This window comes from Streptomyces sp. NPDC048192 (genome assembly GCF_043202415.1).
Taxonomy (GTDB): domain Bacteria; phylum Actinomycetota; class Actinomycetes; order Streptomycetales; family Streptomycetaceae; genus Streptomyces.
Genome location: NZ_JBIDAL010000009.1, coordinates 453,040 through 472,335, shown reverse-complemented (window position 1 = coordinate 472,335; position 19,296 = coordinate 453,040). Strand labels below are relative to the sequence as shown.

17 protein-coding genes and 1 rRNA gene are annotated in these 19,296 nt (G+C 74.5%); 13 read left to right on the top strand and 5 right to left on the bottom strand.

Translation table 11 applies throughout. The annotated features are described in order from the left end of the window. The 3 genes from rrf to ACGFZN_RS22275 all read left to right on the top strand — a co-directional run. Nucleotides 1-92: ribosomal RNA gene (gene rrf, locus ACGFZN_RS22285) — 5S ribosomal RNA — on the top strand; the annotation flags it as partial. A 154-nt stretch (nt 93-246) separates the two neighbouring features. After that, nucleotides 247-1,422 (top strand): hypothetical protein, encoded by a 1,176-nt coding sequence (locus ACGFZN_RS22280; protein WP_393860214.1) that lies wholly within the window; start codon nt 247-249, stop codon nt 1,420-1,422. After that, entirely contained in the window at nt 1,314-2,063 is a 750-nt protein-coding gene (locus ACGFZN_RS22275; protein WP_393860213.1) for a hypothetical protein, read from the top strand. Before ACGFZN_RS22280 ends, ACGFZN_RS22275 begins: the two co-directional genes overlap by 109 nt. A 73-nt stretch (nt 2,064-2,136) precedes the next feature. On the opposite strand, the gene ACGFZN_RS22270 is transcribed toward ACGFZN_RS22275, so the two are convergent. Beyond that, nucleotides 2,137-3,420, bottom strand: a complete 1,284-nt coding sequence (locus tag ACGFZN_RS22270; protein ID WP_393860197.1) for a DUF1015 domain-containing protein — start codon at nt 3,418-3,420, stop codon at nt 2,137-2,139. Between the two features lie 95 nt (nt 3,421-3,515). Between ACGFZN_RS22270 and ACGFZN_RS22265 the strand changes: the two genes are divergently transcribed. The 4 genes from ACGFZN_RS22265 to ACGFZN_RS22250 all read left to right on the top strand — a co-directional run bounded on the left by ACGFZN_RS22265 (nt 3,516) and on the right by ACGFZN_RS22250 (nt 7,649). Next, the gene (locus ACGFZN_RS22265; RefSeq protein ID WP_393860196.1) at nt 3,516-4,544 is read left to right on the top strand and encodes an HAD hydrolase-like protein; all 1,029 of its coding nucleotides are present in this window, start codon (nt 3,516-3,518) and stop codon (nt 4,542-4,544) included. Between the two features lie 159 nt (nt 4,545-4,703). Then, nucleotides 4,704-5,747 carry a FecCD family ABC transporter permease gene (locus tag ACGFZN_RS22260; RefSeq protein WP_393860195.1) on the top strand — a complete coding sequence of 348 codons (1,044 nt, stop codon included), beginning with the start codon at nt 4,704-4,706 and terminating at the stop codon, nt 5,745-5,747. 11 nt (nt 5,748-5,758) lie between these two features. Further along, nucleotides 5,759-6,790, top strand: coding sequence for a FecCD family ABC transporter permease (locus ACGFZN_RS22255; protein WP_393860212.1), 1,032 nt, complete (start codon nt 5,759-5,761; stop codon nt 6,788-6,790). 46 nt (nt 6,791-6,836) lie between these two features. Then, nucleotides 6,837-7,649 carry an ABC transporter ATP-binding protein gene (locus ACGFZN_RS22250; RefSeq protein ID WP_393860194.1) on the top strand — a complete coding sequence of 271 codons (813 nt, stop codon included), beginning with the start codon at nt 6,837-6,839 and terminating at the stop codon, nt 7,647-7,649. Here the strand turns inward: ACGFZN_RS22250 and ACGFZN_RS22245 are convergent. Beyond that, a complete protein-coding gene (locus ACGFZN_RS22245) occupies nt 7,633-7,980 on the bottom strand; it encodes a sterol-binding protein (RefSeq protein WP_393860193.1) in 348 nt (115 codons plus the stop codon). The genes ACGFZN_RS22250 and ACGFZN_RS22245 overlap by 17 nt on opposite strands. Before the next feature lie 42 nt (nt 7,981-8,022). Here ACGFZN_RS22245 and ACGFZN_RS22240 point away from each other — a divergent pair, with 42 nt between their 5' ends. The 6 genes from ACGFZN_RS22240 to ACGFZN_RS22215 all read left to right on the top strand — a co-directional run bounded on the left by ACGFZN_RS22240 (nt 8,023) and on the right by ACGFZN_RS22215 (nt 14,033). Beyond that, the gene (locus ACGFZN_RS22240; RefSeq protein ID WP_393860192.1) at nt 8,023-8,316 is read left to right on the top strand and encodes a hypothetical protein; all 294 of its coding nucleotides are present in this window, start codon (nt 8,023-8,025) and stop codon (nt 8,314-8,316) included. A 7-nt stretch (nt 8,317-8,323) separates the two neighbouring features. Then, nucleotides 8,324-9,139 carry a TlyA family RNA methyltransferase gene (locus ACGFZN_RS22235; protein ID WP_393860191.1) on the top strand — a complete coding sequence of 272 codons (816 nt, stop codon included), beginning with the start codon at nt 8,324-8,326 and terminating at the stop codon, nt 9,137-9,139. Next, nucleotides 9,136-10,041: an NAD kinase gene (locus ACGFZN_RS22230; RefSeq protein WP_330340889.1), complete on the top strand. Its 906-nt coding sequence runs from the start codon at nt 9,136-9,138 to the stop codon at nt 10,039-10,041. Before ACGFZN_RS22235 ends, ACGFZN_RS22230 begins: the two co-directional genes overlap by 4 nt. Nucleotides 10,042-10,093: 52 nt before the next feature. Next, a complete protein-coding gene (recN, locus tag ACGFZN_RS22225; RefSeq protein ID WP_393860190.1) occupies nt 10,094-11,836 on the top strand; it encodes a DNA repair protein RecN in 1,743 nt (580 codons plus the stop codon). A 48-nt stretch (nt 11,837-11,884) separates the two neighbouring features. Next, nucleotides 11,885-12,634, top strand: a complete 750-nt coding sequence (locus ACGFZN_RS22220) for a hypothetical protein (RefSeq protein WP_393860189.1) — start codon at nt 11,885-11,887, stop codon at nt 12,632-12,634. Nucleotides 12,635-12,896: 262 nt separating this feature from the next. Next, nucleotides 12,897-14,033, top strand: coding sequence for a glycosyltransferase family 4 protein (locus tag ACGFZN_RS22215; RefSeq protein ID WP_393860188.1), 1,137 nt, complete (start codon nt 12,897-12,899; stop codon nt 14,031-14,033). Here the strand turns inward: ACGFZN_RS22215 and ACGFZN_RS22210 are convergent. Genes ACGFZN_RS22210 through ACGFZN_RS22200 form a run of 3 tightly spaced genes read right to left on the bottom strand, consistent with a single transcriptional unit; the run spans nt 14,030 to nt 18,913 of the window. Then, a complete protein-coding gene (locus ACGFZN_RS22210) occupies nt 14,030-15,685 on the bottom strand; it encodes a PucR family transcriptional regulator (protein WP_393860187.1) in 1,656 nt (551 codons plus the stop codon). The genes ACGFZN_RS22215 and ACGFZN_RS22210 overlap by 4 nt on opposite strands. A 44-nt stretch (nt 15,686-15,729) precedes the next feature. Further along, nucleotides 15,730-17,061: an FAD-binding oxidoreductase gene (locus tag ACGFZN_RS22205; protein WP_393860186.1), complete on the bottom strand. Its 1,332-nt coding sequence runs from the start codon at nt 17,059-17,061 to the stop codon at nt 15,730-15,732. 49 nt (nt 17,062-17,110) lie between these two features. Further along, a complete protein-coding gene (locus ACGFZN_RS22200; RefSeq protein WP_330342974.1) occupies nt 17,111-18,913 on the bottom strand; it encodes a glycoside hydrolase family 15 protein in 1,803 nt (600 codons plus the stop codon). Nucleotides 18,914-19,296 lie beyond the last annotated feature (383 nt).

Below are 19,296 nucleotides of genomic sequence, written 5' to 3'. Positions count from 1 at the left end.
CGCCCGGTTACATTCCGAACCCGGAAGCTAAGCCTTACAGCGCCGATGGTACTGCAGGGGGGACCCTGTGGGAGAGTAGGACGCCGCCGAACAATCTTTAGGGAAGGACCCCTGGTCACCAGCGTTCAGCTGGGACCAGGGGTCCTTTCGTTTTTACAATGCTTGTGGTACCGAAGACAGGAGTCACCATGTCCACCAACTCTCCCGACGATCGACCGGAGCGCGACCAGCGGCGACGGGACAGTGGTGACCGTGGTGATCGCGGCGGCTACCGGGGCGACCGCGGAGGCTTCCGCCGCGACAACGACCGCCGCGACGACGACCGTGGTGGTTACGGCCGGCGTGACGACCAGCGTGGTTACGGCGACCGCCGTGACGACCGCGGAGGCTTCCGCCGCGACGACCGGCGTGACGACCGGCGTGATGACCGGGGTGGGTTCCGTGGGCGGGACGACCGTGGTGGTTATGGCCGTAGGGACGACCGGCGTGAGGGGGAGCGGGGTTCGCGTCCCGGTTTCCAGCGGGACGACCGTGACCGTGGGCCGCGTCGGGACGACCGGCGCGATGACCGGGGCGGGTTCCGTGGCCGGGACGACCGTGGCGGGGACCGTCCGTCCTACCGCCGTGACGACGACCGCGGTGGTTACGGCCGGCGTGACGACCAGCGCGGTTACGGCGACCGCCGTGACGACCGCGGAGGCTTCCGCCGCGACGACCGGTGTGACGACCGGCGTGATGACCGGCGTGATGACCGGCGTGATGACCGGGGTGGGTTCCGTGGGCGGGACGACCGTGGTGGTTATGGCCGTAGGGACGACCGGCGTGAGGGGGAGCGGGGTTCGCGTCCCGGTTTCCAGCGGGACGACCGTGACCGTGGGCCGCGTCGGGACGACCGGCGTGACGACCGCGGTGGGTTCCGTGGCCGGGACGACCGTGGCGGGGACCGTCCGTCCTACCGCCGTGACGACGACCGCGGTGGTTACGGCCGGCGTGACGACCAGCGCGGTTACGGCGACCGCCGTGACGACCGCGGAGGCTTCCGCCGCGACGACCGGCGTGACGACCGCCGCGACGACCGGCGTGACGACCGCCGCGACGACCGGCGTGACGACCGCCGCGACGACCGGCGTGATGACCGGGGTGGGTTCCGTGGCCGGGACGACCGTGGGCGCGGGCCGCGTCGGGACGACCGGGGTGGGCGACCCGGTGGCTTCCGGGGTCGGGACGACCGCAGGGACGACCGCCGCGGCGGTGGCCGCTTCCGCGACGAGCGTGACCGCGACCGGGACCGGGACCGCGAGCCGATCAAGCGGCTGCCGATCCCCGAGGACGTCACCGGTGAGGAGATCGACAAGGACGTCCGGCAGGAGCTGCAGAGCCTGCCCAAGACGCTCGCGGACGACGTCGCCAGGAACCTGGTGATGGTGGCCCGGCTCATCGACGAGGACCCGGAGGGCGCCTACGGCTACTCCAAGGTGGCCCTGCGCCTGGCGTCCCGTGTGGCGGCCGTGCGCGAGGCGGCAGGGTTCGCGGCGTACGCCAACCAGAAGTACAGCGAGGCCCTCGCCGAGTTCCGGGCCGCGCGGCGGATGACCGGCACCGTCGACCTGTGGCCGGTGATGGCCGACTGCGAGCGCGGTCTCGGGCGGCCGGAGAAGGCGCTGGACATGGCCGGCGCCCCGGAGGTGCACAAGCTGGACAAGGCCGGACAGGTCGAGATGCGGCTCGTCGCGGCCGGCGCCCGGCGTGACATGGGCCAGCTGGACGCGGCCATCGTGACCCTGCAGAGCCCCGAGCTGGCGTCGAACGCCGTGCACCCGTGGACCGCGCGGCTGCGCTACGCCTACGCCGACGCCCTGCTGGCCGCCGGCCGCGAGGGCGAGGCGCGGGAGTGGTTCGCCAAGGCCGTCGAGGCCGACCGGGACGGCAGCACGGACGCCTCCGACCGGCTCGCCGAGCTGGACGGCGTGGAGTTCCTCGACGCGCTCGACGAGAGCGAGAACGCGGGCGGGCCCGAGTCCGCCGAGCCGTCCGCGGAAGACGACGGCGACGACAAGGACTGACGACCGTCACCCACTTCAGGGAGAAGAGGGCGGGTTCCCCCACGGGAGCCCGCCCTCTTCGTGTTCGGGGCGGTCAGATCTCCAGCGCGCGCAGCACCAGCCCCGACGCCGGCTTCGGGCCGAAGGACGTCGACTTGCGGGGCATCGTCACGCCCTGGCGGGCCAGGTCGCGTACGACCTCCTCGCGGACCGGGTGCATCAGCACGGCCGTACCGCCGTCGCGTTCCGCCTTGGCGACCGTCGCGGCCGTGTCGTGGATGTACGCGATATGGGCGGGGGAGTCCTCGGGGATGTGCCACACATGGTCGAGCAGGGTGGCGTGCAGGACGGTGGCGTCCAGGGAACGCCAGGCGGCCGGGCGGTCCGCGGGAATCGTGCGGGCCAGCAGGTCCGGGTCCGGGCGGTCGAGCAGGTGGAAGGCGCCGTCGCCGCCCAGCAGGAAGGCGTTGCCCGCGCAGGACGCGTCCGCCAGCGCCTCCAGGGCCTCGGCGAGCGGGGTGTCGAGGCGCCGCACCCGGAACAGGCCCTGCACGGCCGCGAGCGCGTCGGCGACCGGGAGGCCGTGCAGCAGGCGGTGGATGGCGCGGACGCGCAACGGGTAGCGGGCGGTGTCGACGAGCAGCACCAGGCCGTGGTCCCAGGGGCTGGGGGAGGGGTGCTCGGCGCGCAGCCGCAGATACGTGGCCCAGCGGTGGTGGCCGTCGGCGATCAGGGCCTGCTGGTGGGCCAGGTCCGACTGGATGCGGGCCAGGTCGGCGGGGTCGGTGACGGACCACAGGCGGTGGCGGAAGCCGTCCTCCGTGGTGGTGGCCAGCAGCGGCGGCGTGCCGGCCGTGCGCTCGACGACCTCGGCCGCCGTGCCGTCGCCGCGGTAGGTCAGCAGCAGCGGCTCCAGGTTCGCGCGGGTGGCGCGCATCAGGGCCGCGCGGTCGGCGACCACGGGCGGCATGACGTCCTCGTGCGGCAGCACCAGGCCCTCGGCGGGCTCCGACACCCGCAGCGCGCCGATGATCCCGCGCTGGAGCAGGCCGTTGCCGTCCCGTTGCTCGTAGACGTACAGGCCTGGTTCCGGGTCCGCGGTGAGGACACCCTCGTCCAGCCAGCGGCGCAGGGTGTCCGCCGCCTGCTCGGTACGGGCGCTCGGCGTGCCGGCCTGGGGCAGGATCAGCCGGACGATGTTGTACGGATCGGCGGACTGGAGGTGGTGCACCCCGTCGGGACGGACGACGACGTCGTACGGCGGGGAGGTGACGGAGGCCAGGCTGCCGACCCGGTCGGGGTCGTAGCGAAGGCCGCGGAACGGGGTGAGTTCCAGGCCCCGGCGCGCCGTTGCCTCCGAGTGACCTGCAGTGTTCATCCCGGCATCGTACGTGTGTCAGTGGCGTGCGGGATGATCGGGGGAAAGGCGGGAGAACGCCTTGGGACGACGGTTGGACGAGGAGCGATGCGGACATGAGCCAGGCGGTCAGGACGAGGCCCGAGGGCAGTGGGCAGCCCCTGAGCGAGGCGTACGACACGGCGCTGCTCGATCTGGACGGGGTGGTGTACGCGGGCGGCCGGGCGATCGCGCACGCGGTGGACTCGCTGGCGGTGGCGCGCTCCGGCGGCATGCGCCTGGCGTACGTCACCAACAACGCGCTGCGGACGCCGGACACCGTGGCCGGGCACCTGACGGAGCTGGGCATACCGACCGGTGCCGATGACGTCATCACCTCCGCCCAGGCCGTCGCGCGGCTGATCAGCGAGCAGGTGCCGGCCGGGGCGCGGGTGCTGGTGGTCGGGGGCGAGGGGCTGCGGGTGGCGCTGCGCGAGCGGGGCCTGGTGCCGGTGGAGTCGGCGGACGACGATCCGGCGGCGGTCGTGCAGGGCTACGGCGGGCCGGACCTGACCTGGGGGCGGTTCGCGGAGGCGTCGTACGCGGTGGCGCGCGGCGTGCCGTGGTTCGCGTCCAACACCGATCTGACGATCCCGAGCGGGCGGGGCATCGCGCCGGGCAACGGAGCGGCCGTGGAGGTCGTCCGGATCGCCACGGGCAAGGAGCCGCAGGTGGCGGGCAAGCCGCTGCCGCCGATGCACCGCGAGACGATCATCCGGACGGGTGCGAAGCGGCCCCTGGTGATCGGGGACCGGCTGGACACGGACATCGAGGGCGCGTTCAACGGCGAGGTCGACTCGCTGCTGGTGCTGACCGGCGTCACCGACGCCGCCCAGCTGCTCGCCGCGCCGCCGCAGCACCGGCCGACGTTTGTGGACGCCGATCTGCGCGGCCTGCTCACCGGCCAGCCGGAGACCACCGCCGACGGCGACGGTTTCCGCTGCGGCGGGTTCACGGCGACGGCCCGGGCGGACCGGCTGGAGCTGGAGGGCGACGGCGAGGCGCTGGAGGGACTGCGGGCCCTGTGCGCCGCGGCCTGGACGGCGGCCGGCGACGGCTCCTGCACGCTGGACGGAGGGAAGGCGCTGGCACGGCTCGGACTGTGAGCGGGCCTGAGGGGCAGATGCCGACAGACGTCGACAGACGTCGGCGGGCGTCGGCGGCCGTCGGTGGCGGCTCGGACGGTGGCCGGGCCAGGGCTGTGACGGCGGCGGATCCACCCCCGCGGATCGCACCCGACAGCGAGGATAGGCTAACCTAACCTCGTGTTGGTCGACAGTCCTCCGGAACCGCGCGCGGAGAATGCCCCCGCGCCCCCAACCCGTCGGGCGGCAAGGGCCGTTGGGCTCCTGCTCTCCGCCGTGCTCCTGCTGCTCGTCGCCCTGGCGAGCATCGCGGTCGGGGCGAAGGCGCTGTCGCCGGACCAGGTGTGGCACGGCCTGTTCCACGACACGGGGACCTACGGCGACGTGATCGTGGACGAGCGGCTCGCGCGCACGGTCCTCGGTCTGCTGGCCGGTGCCGCGCTCGGTCTCGCGGGCGCGGTGCTCCAGGCGCTCACCCGCAATCCGCTGGCCGACCCCGGGCTGCTCGGCATCAACGCGGGCGCCTCCGCCGCCGTCGTCACCGCCATCACCTACTGCGGCGTCACCAGCCTCACCGGCTATGTGTGGTTCGCCTTCCTCGGGGCGGCGGCGGTCGGCGCGCTGGTGTGGTTCCTCGGCGGCAGCCGGGGCGCCACCCCGGTGCGGCTCGCGCTCGCCGGCACGGCGATCAGCGCCGCCCTGTACGGCTACCTCCAGGCGGTGATGATCCTGGACGACGCGGCGCTGGCGAGGATGCGCTTCTGGACGGTGGGTTCGCTGGCCTCGGCCGGCTACTCGACCGTCGTGCAGGTGCTGCCCTTTCTCGCGGCCGGCATGGTCCTCGCGTTCGCGCTCGCGCGCCCGCTGAACGCCGTCGCGATGGGCGACGACACCGCACGCGCCCTCGGCGCGCACCTGGGCCGCACCCGCGCGCTCGCCATGCTGGCCGCCACCGTGCTGTGCGGCGCCGTGACCGCCGTCTGCGGACCCATCGTGTTCGTCGGCCTGATGGTCCCGCACGCCGTGCGCTCCTTCACCGGCCCCGACCTGCGCTGGATCCTGCCGTACGCCGCCGTCCTGTCGCCGGTGCTGCTGCTCGGCGCGGACGTCGTCGGCCGGGTCGTGGCGCGGCCCTCCGAACTCCAGGTCGGCATCGTCACCGCGATCATCGGCGGCCCGGTCTTCATCCTGCTCGTACGACGGCGGAGGACGGCCCAGCTGTGAAGAACCGGACCATGAACCGGGCCGTCCGCACCCCCGGCGGGCTCTCCCTGCGCCTGGACCTGCGGGCCCTGATCGTCGTGGTGCTGCTGCTGGCCGCCGCCGCGGCGGCCGGGGTGGCGCTGATCGGCACCGGCGACGCGAAGATCCCCGCGGCCGACGTGCTCAGGACCCTCGCCGGGCACGGCAACGCGTACCAGGACTTCATCGTCAAGGAGCTGAGGCTGCCGCGGGTGCTGGTCGGCCTGCTGGTCGGCGCCGCGCTGGGCCTCGGTGGCGCACTCTTCCAGTCCGTCTCCCGCAACCCGCTCGGCAGCCCGGACGTGCTGGGCCTGTCCCAGGGCTCGACGGCCGGCGCGCTCGTCGTGATCGTGCTGCTGTCCGGCAGCACCACCGCGGTCACCGTCGGCGCCCTGGCCGGCGGTCTGGTGACCGGGCTCGCCATCTATCTGCTCGCCTGGAAGCAGGGTGTGCACGGATACCGGCTCGTCCTGGTCGGCATCGGCGTCTCGGCGATCGCCACCGCCGTCAACGGCTACCTGCTCACCAAGGCCGACCTGGTCGACGCGGCCCGCGCGGTCGTGTGGATGACCGGCTCGCTGGACGGCCGGGACTGGGACCAGGTCTGGCCGCTGCTCGCCGTGTGCGCGGTCCTCGTCCCGCTGGTCCTCGTCAACGCGCGCGGCCTGCGGATGCTGGAGATGGGCGACGACGTCGCGGGCGCCCTCGGGGTGCGGGTGCAGCGGGTCCGGCTGGTGCTGATGGTCTGCGCCGTGCTGCTCACCGCCGCCGCCACCGCGGCCGCCGGGCCCGTCGGCTTCGTCGCACTGACCGCGCCGCAGCTCGCCCGCCGCCTGACCCGCTCGCCGGGCCCGAACCTGGTGCCCTCCCTGTGCATGGGCGCCGCCCTGCTGGTCGCCGCCGACTGGGCCGCGCAGCGTGCCTTCGGCGCCGACCAGCTGCCCGTCGGCGTGGTCACCGGCGTCCTCGGCGGCGGCTATCTGCTGTGGCTCCTGGTCACCGAGCGCAGGGCGGGCCGGATATGAGCCACACCCCCACAGCCACACCCCCACGAAGACGACCGGGAGCGCCGTGAACCGCCTGTCCGCCGAGAACGTCACCCTCGCCTACGACCAGCGCGTCATCGCCGAACAGCTGTCGGTGGAGATCCCCGACAACTCCTTCACGGTGATCGTCGGCCCGAACGCGTGCGGCAAGTCGACGCTGCTGCGGGCGCTGTCCCGGATGCTCAGGCCCAGCCGGGGCAGGGTGCTGCTGGACGGCCAGGTCATCCAGTCGATGCCTGCCAAGAAGGTCGCCCGCACCCTCGGCCTGCTGCCGCAGTCGGCCGTCGCGCCCGACGGCATCACCGTCGCCGACCTCGTCGGCCGGGGCCGCTACCCGCACCAGGGCCTGCTGCGCCAGTGGTCGGCCGAGGACGAGCGGGTCGTACGGGAATCCATGCGGCAGACCGGGGTCGAGGCGCTGGCCGACCGGTACGTCGACGAGCTGTCCGGCGGGCAGCGGCAGCGGGTGTGGATCGCGATGGCGCTGGCCCAGCAGACCCCGCTGCTGCTCCTGGACGAGCCGACCACCTATCTGGACATCCAGCACCAGATCGACGTCCTCGACCTGTGCGCGGAGCTGCACGAGAGCCGGGGCCGCACGTTGGTCGCCGTCCTGCACGACCTCAACCACGCGGCCCGCTACGCCACCCACCTCATCGCCCTGCGCGGCGGCGAGGTCGTCGCCGAGGGCGCCCCGAGCGACATCGTCACGGCCGAGCTGGTGGAGGAGGTGTTCGGGCTGCGCTGCCAGGTCATCGACGACCCGGAGACCGGCACTCCGCTGGTCGTCCCCGCGGCGCGCAGAGCCCGGCGGGAGCGGCTCACAGCAGCTTCCTGAGCCGGAACAGGTCCAGCAGGCTCGCCTCCAGCCGCACCCGGCCCGAGCCCCAGGCGGTCGCGAAGTTCAGCTCCCCGTCCACCAGCGCCACCAGGTCGTCGCCCGCCAGGGCGAGCCTGATCTGCGCCCTCTCCCGCGGCGGGCCCGGGTGGGTGTCGTCCACCTCGATCCGCCCGCCGGTCATGCGGCCGGCGAAGGTGACGTCCAGGTCGGTGATGTGACAGCTCACCGAGCGGTCCAGCGCGGCGGCCGCGCGGACGTCGCCCTCGGCGCCCTGCATGTTGTCCGAAAGCTTTCCCAGCGCGGCGCGGCACTCCTCGGTCGTGGCCATCGCCACCGACCGTACCCCAGCCGTTCGGGGTAGCGTCTGCCCATGAGCGAGTCCGTGACCGAGTCCGTGACCGAGCCCCCCGCGGAAGCCGTGACGGAGGCCGAGCCCGAGCACGACCCCGCCGCGCCCGCCCCCCTGAGGGTCCCGCGCACCCCCACCGGCAACGCCGAGGTCGACGCCCAGCTGGAACGGCTCGCCGACGCCGACCACCTCGCCACCGACGGGCACATGGAGGTGTACGAGGATGTACACCGGGGGCTGCGCGACGCGCTCACCGCGCTCGACGCCCGCCCGGGACCTCCGGCGCCCCCACGGCCGTACGAAAGCAGGAGCTGAACCGAACGTGGCAGGAGTCGCACGCCGCCGTCTGGACGCGGAGCTGGTCCGCCGGAAGCTCGCGCGCTCGCGCGAGCACGCCGGCCAGCTGATCGCCGCCGGGCGGGTCACCGTCGGCAAGACCGTGGCGACCAAGCCGGCCACCCAGGTGGAGACCGCCGCGGCGATCGTGGTCCAGGCCGACGACAGCGACCCCGACTACGTCTCCCGCGGCGGGCACAAGCTCGCCGGAGCCCTGGAGGTCTTCGTCCCGCAGGGGCTCGTGGTCGAGGGCCGGCGCGCGCTGGACGCCGGTGCGTCCACCGGCGGCTTCACCGACGTGCTGCTGCGCGCGGGCGCCGCGCACGTCGTCGCCGTGGACGTGGGCTACGGCCAGCTCGCCTGGTCGCTGCAGAACGATGAACGCGTCACCGTCAAGGACCGTACGAACGTACGCGAGTTGACGCTCGAGGCGATCGATGGGGAGCCGGTGGATCTTGTCGTGGGCGATCTGTCCTTCATTCCGCTCGGGCTGGTGCTGCCGGCCCTCAAGCGGTGCGTGACGCCGGACGCCGACCTGGTGATGATGGTCAAGCCGCAGTTCGAGGTGGGCAAGGAGCGGCTCGGCAGCGGCGGTGTCGTACGGAGTCCGCAGTTGCGCGCGGAGGCCGTGCGGGGAGTGGCCGAGAAGGCCTGGGAGCTGGGGCTCGGGGTGCAGGGCGTCACCGCGAGTCCGCTGCCCGGCCCCTCGGGGAACGTCGAGTACTTTCTCTGGCTGCGGGCGGGGGCACCCCGGGTGGACCCGGCCGACGTCGACCGTGCAGTGGCGGAGGGGCCGCGTTGACACAGAACCTGGCGCGTACTGTTTTCCTGCTCGCCCACACCGGGCGGCCCGCGGCGGTCCGCAGCGCGGAACTCGTCGTCAAGGGCCTGCTGCGGCACGGCATCGGGGTGCGGGTGCTGGAGGAGGAGGCGCGCGACCTGCCGCTGCCGGACCAGGTGGCGCTGGTCAAGGAGGCCACCCCGCAGTGCCTCGACGGGTGCGAGCTGCTGATCGTGCTCGGCGGTGACGGGACGCTGCTGCGGGGCGCCGAGTTCGCCCGCGCGTCCGGGGTGCCGATGCTCGGCGTCAACCTCGGCCGGGTCGGGTTCCTCGCGGAGGCCGAACGCGACGACCTCGACCGGGTGGTCGACCGGGTCGTGGCGCGGTCGTACGAGGTCGAGGAGCGGATGACCGTCGACGTCGTCGTGCACCGCAACGGGGACATCGTGCACACCGACTGGGCGCTGAACGAGGCGGCCGTGCAGAAGGCGGGCGCCGAGAAGCTGCTCGAGGTCGTGCTGGAGATCGACGGGCGGCCGGTGTCGGAGTTCGGCTGCGACGGGGTGATCCTCTCCACGCCGACCGGGTCCACGGCGTACGCCTTCTCCGCGGGCGGGCCGGTGGTGTGGCCCGAGGTGGAGGCGCTGCTGATGGTACCGATCAGCGCGCACGCGCTGTTCGCCAAGCCGCTGGTCACCTCGCCGGAGTCGGTGCTCGCGGTGGAGGTGCTGCCGCACATCCCTCCGGGTGTTCTGTGGTGCGACGGGCGGCGGACCGTCGAGCTGCCGCCGGGGGCGCGGGTGGAGGTGCGGCGGGGGGCGGTGCCGGTGCGGCTTGCCCGGCTTCATCACTCTTCGTTCACCGATCGGCTGGTCGCGAAGTTCGCGCTGCCGACGACCGGATGGCGCGGGGCGCCCCACTAGCTCGCCCGGGTGACAATGGCGGGCCATGTGCGCTCCCCGGCCCGGACCTCGTATGGTCTGTTCCGTGTTGGAGGAGATGCGGATACGGTCGCTCGGGGTCATCGACGACGCCGTCGTCGAGCTGTCGCCGGGGTTCACCGCCGTCACCGGTGAGACGGGTGCGGGCAAGACCATGGTGGTCACCAGCCTGGGGCTGCTGCTCGGCGGCCGGGCGGACCCGGCGCTCGTGCGGATCGGGGCCGACAAGGCGGTCGTGGAGGGGCGGGTCACCGTGCCCGCGGACGCCGCCGCCGTCGTACGCGCCGAGGAGGCGGGGGCCGAGCTGGACGACGGCGCCCTGCTGATCAGCCGTACCGTTTCCGCCGAGGGCCGCTCCCGGGCGCACCTGGGCGGCCGCAGCGTGCCCGTGGGGCTGCTCGCCGAGCTGGCCGACGACCTGGTGGCCGTGCACGGGCAGACCGACCAGCAGGGGCTGCTGAAGCTGTCCAGGCAGCGGCAGGCGCTGGACCGGTACGCGGGCGACGCCGTCGCCGTGCCGCTCGCCAAGTACACCGAGGCCTACCGGCGGCTGCGGGCCGTCTCCGCCGAGCTGGAGGAGATCACCACACGCGCGCGTGAGCGGGCCCAGGAAGCCGACATGCTGCGCTACGGCCTGGAGGAGATCGCCGCCGTCGAGCCGCGCGCCGGGGAGGACGCCGAGCTGGCCGAGGAGGCCGAGCGGCTGGGGCACGCGGAGGCGCTGTCGTCCGCCGCGACGGCCGCGCACGCCGCTCTGGCGGGCAATCCCGAGGACCCCGAGGGGATCGACGCCTCCACCCTCGTCGCGGGCGCCCACCGGGCCCTGGAGGCCGTCAGGTCGCACGACCCGGCGCTCGCCTCGCTCGCCGACCGGATCGGGGAGATCGGGATCCTGCTCGGTGACGTGGCCGGCGAGCTGGCCGGGTACGCCGACGACCTGGACGCCGATCCGCTGCGGCTGGCCGCCGTGGAGGAGCGGCGGGCCGCGCTGACCGCGCTGACCCGCAAGTACGGCGAGGACGTGAACGCCGTGCTCGCCTGGGCCGAGCAGAGCGCCGCGCGCCTGACCGAGCTGGACGGCGACGACGAGCGGATCGGGGAGCTGACCGCCGAGCGGGACGCGCTCCGGGCCGAACTGGGCGGTCTCGCGCAGGCGTTGTCGGACGCGCGGAGGGACGCCGCCGAGCGGTTCGCCGCCGCCGTGACCGCCGAGCTGGCCTCGCTGGCGATGCCCCACGCGCGCGTGTCCTTCGACATCCGGCAGACCGAGGACCCCGAGGGCGTCGAGGTGGGCGGGCGAACGGTCGCGTACGGGCCGTCGGGCGTGGACGAGGTCGAGCTGCTGCTCGCCCCGCACCCGGGCGCCCCGCCGCGGCCCATCGCCAAGGGCGCGTCCGGCGGTGAGCTGTCCCGCGTGATGCTCGCCGTGGAGGTCGTCTTCGCGGGCACCGACCCGGTGCCGACGTACCTCTTCGACGAGGTCGACGCCGGTGTCGGCGGCAAGGCCGCGGTCGAGATCGGCCGGCGCCTGGCGAAGCTCGCCAGGACGGCGCAGGTCGTCGTGGTGACCCACCTGCCCCAGGTGGCCGCCTTCGCCGACCGCCAGCTGCTCGTGGAGAAGACGAACGACGGCTCGGTGACCCGCTCCGGGGTGAAGGTCCTGGAGGGCGAGGAGCGCATCCGCGAGCTCTCCCGCATGCTGGCCGGACAGGAGGACTCCGAGACGGCCCGCGCCCACGCGGAGGAGCTGCTGGCGACGGCCCGGGCGGACCTGTAGCCGGCCCGGAGCGAGGGCGCCCGCGCCGCGGGCTTCTAAGGTGGCGGGATGATCGTCACGCGTGAGTCCCGCTCCTTCCTGCTGTCCGCCGCGCTCACCCGGGCCGGCCTCGCCCTGCTGCGGGCCAAGGCGCCCGGCGGCGCGCGGCGTTGGCAGCGCGAGAACTACGCGGGCCGGAGCGTCGAGCTGTACGCCGGGCCCGCCGCGGCGCTCGGTGCGGCCGGAGCCGTCGCGCGGGAGTGCCCGGGGGCGGGGCTCGCCGTGCTGGCCGCCGCGGTGTGCGGAGCGTACGACGACGTCGCCGGGGACCACCGGCGCGGGTTCCGGGCGCATCTCGAGGCGCTGCGGGGCGGTGAAGTCACCAGCGGGGCCGTGAAGTTGTTCGGGATTTCGGCCGCCGGGCTGGTCGCGGGGGCGCTGATGAAGGGGCGGCCGCTGGACAAGCTGCTCGCCGGGGTCGTGATCGCCGGGGCCGCGCACTTCGTGAACCTCGTCGACGTGCGGCCGGGGCGGGCCGCCGGCGCGGTACTCGCGCTGGGGGCGCCGGGGCTGCTGCGCGGGGGAGCCGCCGGGCTGTCGGCCGCCGCGCTGGGCGCCGCCGCGGCCGTCCTCCCCGACGACCTGGGGGAGCGCGCGATGCTCGGGGACACGGGGGCGCACGCCCTCGGGGCCGCGCTGGGGGCGGCCGTCGTGGCGGGCAACGGGCGCGCGGGGCTGCTCGCGCACGCCGTCGCCGTCGTGGCCGCCGCCGTGCGGGGGGACCGGGTGACCGCCCTGGCGCGGGACTTGCGCGTCTGACCTCGCCGGATGCGCCGGTGCGGGGTTCACCCGGGCAGGGACTTGCTTCCCCCGTGTGGGTGACGTGCTCCGGCGCATTGCCCCCGGCCCGCCGCACGGTGCGCCCCCGGGATTTCCCTGAACGGCCCTCTGCCCTGGCATGCTTGAAGGGCATGTGGTCCGCGCGGGAGGCGCGCGGTGTACGTCCTTCCGCACTCCTGAGCCCGCTACGTTCTGTACGTTTCCTCGTGACCGCCCACGCCGAACCAGGAGTCCCGGCCTCGTGAGCCCCCTGAGCAGCAACGCGCCGCACGGCCAGCAGCCGCTGCGCACCGTGCAGGTGCTGGGCGGAGGCAACGCCGGCAGCAGCGCGCATGTGCGCTCGCTGGCCGAGGGGCTCGTGGCGAGGGGCGTGCGGGTCACGGTGTGCGCCCCCGCCGAGGCCGACCGCGCCTACGACTTCACCGGCGTCGGCGCCGAACACGTGCACGTGCCGCGCAGCAGCGACCCCGTCGCGGTGGCCGCGCTGCGGACGGCCTGCGCCAACGCCGACCTGGTGCACGCGCACGGGCTGCACGCCTCCTTCCGGGCCGTCCTCGCGCTCAGCGGCCGGCGCACCCCGCTGGTGGTCACCTGGCACAACCGGGCCTGGGCCGAGGGGCCGCGGGCGCAGCTGCTCAGGCTGCTGGAGCGGCGGGTGGTGCGGACGGCGGCCGTCGTCCTCGGCACCAGCCCCGACCTGGTGGACCGGGCCCGGGAGACCGGGGCTCGGGACGCCCGGCTCGGCGCCGTCGGACTGCCCGGGCAGCGGCGGCCCGTCGCCCTCGACGACCCCGACCGGCTGTGCCCCAAGGTGCTGGCCGAACTCGGCGCCACCGGCCGCCCGTTGCTCCTCGCGGTCGGCTCCCTCGAGCGGCACCGCGGCTACGACGTCCTGCTCGACGCGGCCCGCGCCTGGCGGGACCTGGACCCGGTGCCGCTGGTCGTCATCGCCGGGGAGGGGCCGCTGCGGCCGGAGCTGCAGCGGCGCATCGAGGACGAGGACCTGCCGGTGCGGCTCGTCGGACACCGTGACGACGTGCCCGAGCTGCTCTCCGCCGCCGACCTCGCGCTGCTGACGAGCAGGTGGGAGTCGCGGTCCGTGCTCGCCCAGGAGGCGCTGTACGCGCGCGTGCCGCTCGTCGCGACCCGGGTCGGCGGCATCCCCGACCTCGTCGGCGACGCGGCCGCACTCGTCCCGTACGGCGACCCGGAGGCGCTCGCCGCCACCGTCGTACGGCTGCTCGCGGACCCGGAGCGCCGCCAGGCGCTGGCCGCGGCGGGGCTGCGGCAGGCCGCCGGCTGGCCGAGCGAGGACGAGACGGTCGCCCAAGTGCTCAGCGTCTACGACGAGTTGACCCAGCCGACACCGCTGGCCTAGGGCGCCTGGGGCACGTGCCGGCGGGCGCGCAGGGCGAGGCTCAGGGCGAGCACGGTCTGCGGGTCGTCGAGGTCCGTGCCCAGCAACTCCCCGATGCGGGCGAGCCGGTTGTACAGGGTCTGCCGGTTCAGGTGCAGTTCGCGGGCCGTCTCCGCCTTGCGGCCCGCGTGCGCCAGATACGTCTGCAGCGTCGGCAGCAGCGGCGGCCTGGAGCGGTTGTCGTGGTCGCGCAGCGGGCCGATCGCGCGGTCCACGAACGCGGCCAGGTCCGGATGGTCGCGCAGCCGCCACAGCAGCAGATCGATGTCGAGGCGGCGGGCGTCGTACCAGGGCCGGTCCGTCAGGCCCTGCGCGGCCGTCGCCGTCTCCGCCGCGTGCCGGAGCCCGGCCGACGCGGCCGCCCAGCCGCCCGCCACGCCGACCACCACGACCGGCGGCGGTGAGCCAGGCCGGTGCATCCCGGCCCGCTCCACGCCCGTGCGCAGCGCCGCCGCCACCCGGTCGGCGACGGCCGGGCGCTCCGACTCCGAGCGCAGGCCGAGCAGCACCAGCACCCGGCCCTCCACCGGCCGTACGCCCAGCAGCACCGGCACCCCGACCGCGGCCAGCTCCTCCGAGACGGCCCGGGCGAGCACCGCCCAGCCCCCGCCGGGGGAGAGGCTGTCGCCGATCCGCATCACCACCGGCAGCAGCGGGCTGTCGCCGGGCTTGAAACCGAGGACCCGGGCCTGCGCCGGGGCGTCCTCCGCGGTGATGCGGCCCTCGGCGAGGTCGGTGAGGAAGTCGCCGCGCCCGCGGGCCGCCAGCTCCTCCTCCTGCCGCGCCTGCATCAGCACCACGGCCAGGATGCCCGCGGCCCGCTCGGCGGCGATCCGGTGCACGGGGGCCAGCGCGCCGCGCACCGGCAGCAGCACCAGGCGGGCCCGCACCGAGCCCGCCGTACCGGGGCCGCCGCCGGGCACATCGACCAGCACCGAGCCGGCGGGCGGCGGGACGTCCTTGCGCGGCCCGCGCAGCCCCTCCCACACCTGGAGCGGGTCCGCTCCCTCGGGCCCCTCCCCGGCGGCGTACAGCAGGCGGCCGTCGGCCGTCTCCAGGAACACCGGGTTGCCGCCGAAGTCCGCCAGGATGCCCAGCACCTGCGGGACCCCGCCGCCGCCCAGCAGGGCCTCGGTGCAGCGCCGGTGCACCTCCTCGGCCCGCTGCAGCAGGGCGTAGTGGCCGTTGACGATCTCGGTGTGGATCTCCTCGGTGACCGTCACGAACGGCACCTCGCGGTGCAGCTGCACCAGCGGCAGCCCGGCGGCGCGGGCGGTGTCCACCAGGGCGGCCGGCAGCCGGCTGAAGCGCGGGCCCAGCTCCACCACCAGGGCGGCGATCCCGCGCTCGGCGAGGGTGCGCACGAACGCCCGCTGCTCGGCGGGGCGGGTGCCCAGGCCGTAGCCGGTGGTGAGCAGCAGCTCGCCGCCCTTGAGCAGTGAGGCGATGTTCGGCACCTCGCCCGCGTGCACCCAGCGCACCGTGCGCCCCAGCCGGTCGGCGCCCGCCAGGATCTCCGGCAGCCCGCTGCGCAGTCCGGGCAGCTCCAGCGCCCGCTGAACGGTGATCCCGGCGCCCTGGCTGTCGGGTCGGTTGTCGGTACGGCTGTCCATGCAGCGGACGCTACCTGCGCAAACGGCCGTGGGACAGCTCCGTGTCAGATCGGCTGGACGTTGTGGTTGAAGCGGAAGACGTTGTCCGGGTCGTACCGCCGCTTCACCTTCCGAAGCCGCAGCAGGTTCCCGGCACCGTAGCCCGCCCGCACCCGCTGCGGGCCCTCGTCGCCGATGAGGTCGAGGCAGACGGCACCGGCGCGCCACGCCCGGACGCCGGCGCACGCCTCGCGCACCCAGGCCAGGGCCCGCTCGTCGCCGGCCGGGTCCGCCCAGGAGGCGAAGGGGTGCACCAGCCAGGATGCCTCCCGGTACGGCACCGGGTACGCACCGGGCCCGTCGGCGGCCGCTCCGCCCAGCGGCAGGAGCAGGTGCCGGAAGCCGCCCGGCACCGGCATGTCCCGCGCCCGGGCGCAGAAGACGTCCACCGACTCGTCCGGCAGGTCCGTCAGGCACTCGGCCGACCAGTGGGCCCGCCGGCCCGTGGAGTACAGCAGCCGCCGGGCCTCGGCACCGGTCAGCTCCGCCGTGTGCGGCAGCGCCAGCAGCGGCTCGGCCAGCTCCCGCAGCACCGCCTCCCGGCCCGCGTACGTCAGCAACGCTCCGCACAGCATCCGGCCCAGCGCCAGATGCAGCACGGCGCCGCCCACCTCCGCCGGACCGGTACGGACGATCTCACGGAAGACGCGGACCACGTCCGGGCCGGACTGCGCCGGGTACAGCAGCAGCACGGCCGCGAACTCCGGCAGCTCGTGCAGCTCCAGGGTGAGCGCGGTCGCGACGCCGAAATTGCCGCCCCCGCCGTGCAGGGCCCAGAACAGCTCCGGGTTCTCGTCGGCGTTCGCGTGCGTCCGCCCGGCGTCGGCGGTCACCAGTTCCACGCCGATCAGGTCGTCCACGGCGAGCCCGAAGACGCGGTCCAGCCAGCCGGTGCCGCCGCCGAGCACGAACCCGGCGACCCCGGCGCCGGGGTTACGGCAACCGGTGGCCGCGAGGCCGTACGGCCGGGTCGCCCGGTCCAGATCGCCCGTCGTGGCCCCGCCCTCGACCCGGACCGCCTCGGCCGCCGGGTCGACGGTCACGCCGCGCATCCGGCGCAGGTCCACCAGGAGCGCGCCGTCGACCAGGGACCCGGCCAGACCGTGCCCGCCGCCCCGCACGGCGATGTGCAGGTCCAGCTCGCGAGCGAAGCGCACGGCCTGGACCACGTCGGCCGCGTGCGCGCACCGGGCGATCACGGCCGGGCGCCGGTCGATCAGCGCGCCGCGGCCGCCCCGGGCCTCGTCGTAGCCGGGATCCGCCGGGGCGAACACCTCGCCGGCCAGATCCTCACGGAGCCCGGCGAGGGCCGTGTGCGCCTTGGAACGGACAGCCATGGCAGCCCCCCTTCGAGCAGGGTGCTGCCCTTCAGCCTAGGCGGACGGCTCAGCCGCCGTACGCCCCCGAAGCGGTCAGCCGCAGCGCCGTGTCGATCAGCGGCACATGGCTGAACGCCTGCGGGAAGTTGCCGACCTGCCGCTGGCGCCGCGGGTCCCACTCCTCGGCGAGCAGACCGAGGTCGTTGCGCAGCGCGAGGAGCTTTTCGAACAGCTTCCTCGCCTCGTCGACGCGGCCGATCATCGCGAGGTCGTCGGCCATCCAGAACGAGCACGCGAGGAAGGCGCCCTCGTCGCCCGGCAGGCCGTCCACGCCGGCGTCGGCGCCTTCCGTGGGGTAGCGCAGGATGAACCCGTCCGGGGTGGACAGCTCGCGCTGGATCGCCTCGATGGTGCCGATCACCCGCTTGTCGTCCGGGGGCAGGAAGCCCATCTGCGGGATCAGCAGCAGCGAGGCGTCCAGCTCCTGGGAGCCGTAGGACTGGGTGAAGGTGTTGCGCTCCTTGTCGTAGCCCTTCTCGCACACGTCCCGGTGGATGTCGTCGCGCAGTTCCTTCCAGCGCTCCAGCGGGCCGTCCGCGTCACCGGACTCGATCAGCTTGATGGTGCGGTCCACCGCGACCCATGCCATCACCTTGGAGTGCACGAAGTGCCGGCGCGGGCCGCGCACCTCCCAGATGCCCTCGTCCGGCTCCTGCCAGTGGTCCTCCAGGTAGCGGATCAGCTTCAGCTGGAGCAGGGAGGCGTAGTCGTTGCGGGCCAGGCCCGTCATGTGCGCCAGATGCAGGGCCTCGGTGACCTCGCCGTACACGTCCAGCTGGAGCTGGTGCGCGGCGCCGTTGCCCACCCGGACCGGGGCCGAGTTCTCGTAGCCGGGCAGCCAGTCCAGCTCGGCCTCGCCCAGCTCCCGCTCGCCGGCGATGCCGTACATGATCTGCAGGTTGTCCGGGTCGCCGGCGACCGCGCGCAGCAGCCACTCGCGCCAGGCGCGGGCCTCCTCGCGGTAGCCGGTGCGCAGCAGCGACGACAGGGTGATCGCGGCGTCCCGGAGCCAGGTGTAGCGGTAGTCCCAGTTGCGCACGCCGCCGATGTCCTCGGGCAGCGAGGTCGTCGGCGCGGCGACGATGCCGCCGGTGGGGGCGTACGTCAGCGCCTTCAGGGTGATCAGGGAGCGGATCACCGCCTCGCGGTACGGGCCGTGGTAGGTGCAGTGCTCGACCCACTCGCGCCAGAACTCCTCCGTCGCCTCCAGCGAGGCCTCCGGCTCCGGCAGCGGCGGGGGCTGCTTGTGCGAGGGCTCCCAGGAGATGGTGAACGCGATCCGGTCACCCGGAGCGACGGTGAAGTCCGCGTACGTGGTCAGCGACTTCCCGTAGGTCTCGGCCTCTGTGTCGAACCACACGGAGTCCGGCCCGGCGACCGCCACCGTACGCCCCTCGTGCTTGTGCACCCAGGGGATCACCCGGCCGTAGGAGAACCGCATCCGCAGGGCCGAGCGCATCGGCACCCGGCCGGTGACGCCCTCCACGATCCGGATCAGCTGCGGGGCGCCGTCGCGCGGGGGCATGAAATCGGTCACGCGGACCGTGCCGCGCGGGGTGTCCCACTCCGACTCCAGGATCAGCGAGTCGCCGCGGTAGCCGCGCCGGGCGGCCGTGGGCGGCTGGGCGTCGGCGGCGTGGGCCGGGCCGAGCCGCCAGAAACCGTGCTCCTCGGTGCCCAGCAGGCCGGCGAAGATGGCATGCGAGTCGAAGCGGGGCAGGCACAGCCAGTCCACCGTGCCGTCCCGGCAGACCAGTGCTGCGGTCTGCATGTCTCCGATGAGTGCGTAGTCTTCGATGCGCCCGGCCACGTGCAACTCCAGTCGAACGGCCACGTCACCCCCGCGCAGGGGGCTGTCGCTAGTGCGGTCAAGGGGTCGTTTGTTGTGCTCGTTGAGCGGTGAAGCAAAGCAGCCCGCCGAGCCCTGAGGCAACACGACAGTCTTTGCTCAACGAACTGCCGCGCTCTCGTTGTTCCGGGTGATGGTGGCGGGGGTGTGCCGTCGTTCCGGCCGGGCTCGGCAGCGAGTGTCCGAGCAGGATACGACGCACGTAGATGATCTGCGTGCCGCTCCGGGCAACCCGTGTGGGCCGAACGGGTGAGGAGCGGGTGACGGCCGTGTGACCTGCGCGTGCCTGTGGTGACACGTGTGGCGGGAGGGCCGCTGCGGGTGCCCGCGGGCTCCCGGGCGCC

Coding starts and splice junctions, on each gene's coding strand:
- ACGFZN_RS22270 (WP_393860197.1), bottom strand. CDS start 3,420: ATGAACACTGCAGGTCACTCGGAGGCAACGGCGCGCCGGGGCCTGGAA.
- ACGFZN_RS22265 (WP_393860196.1), top strand. CDS start 3,516: ATGAGCCAGGCGGTCAGGACGAGGCCCGAGGGCAGTGGGCAGCCCCTG.
- ACGFZN_RS22255 (WP_393860212.1), top strand. CDS start 5,759: ATGAACCGGGCCGTCCGCACCCCCGGCGGGCTCTCCCTGCGCCTGGAC.
- ACGFZN_RS22245 (WP_393860193.1), bottom strand. CDS start 7,980: ATGGCCACGACCGAGGAGTGCCGCGCCGCGCTGGGAAAGCTTTCGGAC.
- ACGFZN_RS22240 (WP_393860192.1), top strand. CDS start 8,023: ATGAGCGAGTCCGTGACCGAGTCCGTGACCGAGCCCCCCGCGGAAGCC.
- recN (WP_393860190.1), top strand. CDS start 10,094: ATGGTCTGTTCCGTGTTGGAGGAGATGCGGATACGGTCGCTCGGGGTC.
- ACGFZN_RS22220 (WP_393860189.1), top strand. CDS start 11,885: ATGATCGTCACGCGTGAGTCCCGCTCCTTCCTGCTGTCCGCCGCGCTC.
- ACGFZN_RS22210 (WP_393860187.1), bottom strand. CDS start 15,685: ATGGACAGCCGTACCGACAACCGACCCGACAGCCAGGGCGCCGGGATC.
- ACGFZN_RS22205 (WP_393860186.1), bottom strand. CDS start 17,061: ATGGCTGTCCGTTCCAAGGCGCACACGGCCCTCGCCGGGCTCCGTGAG.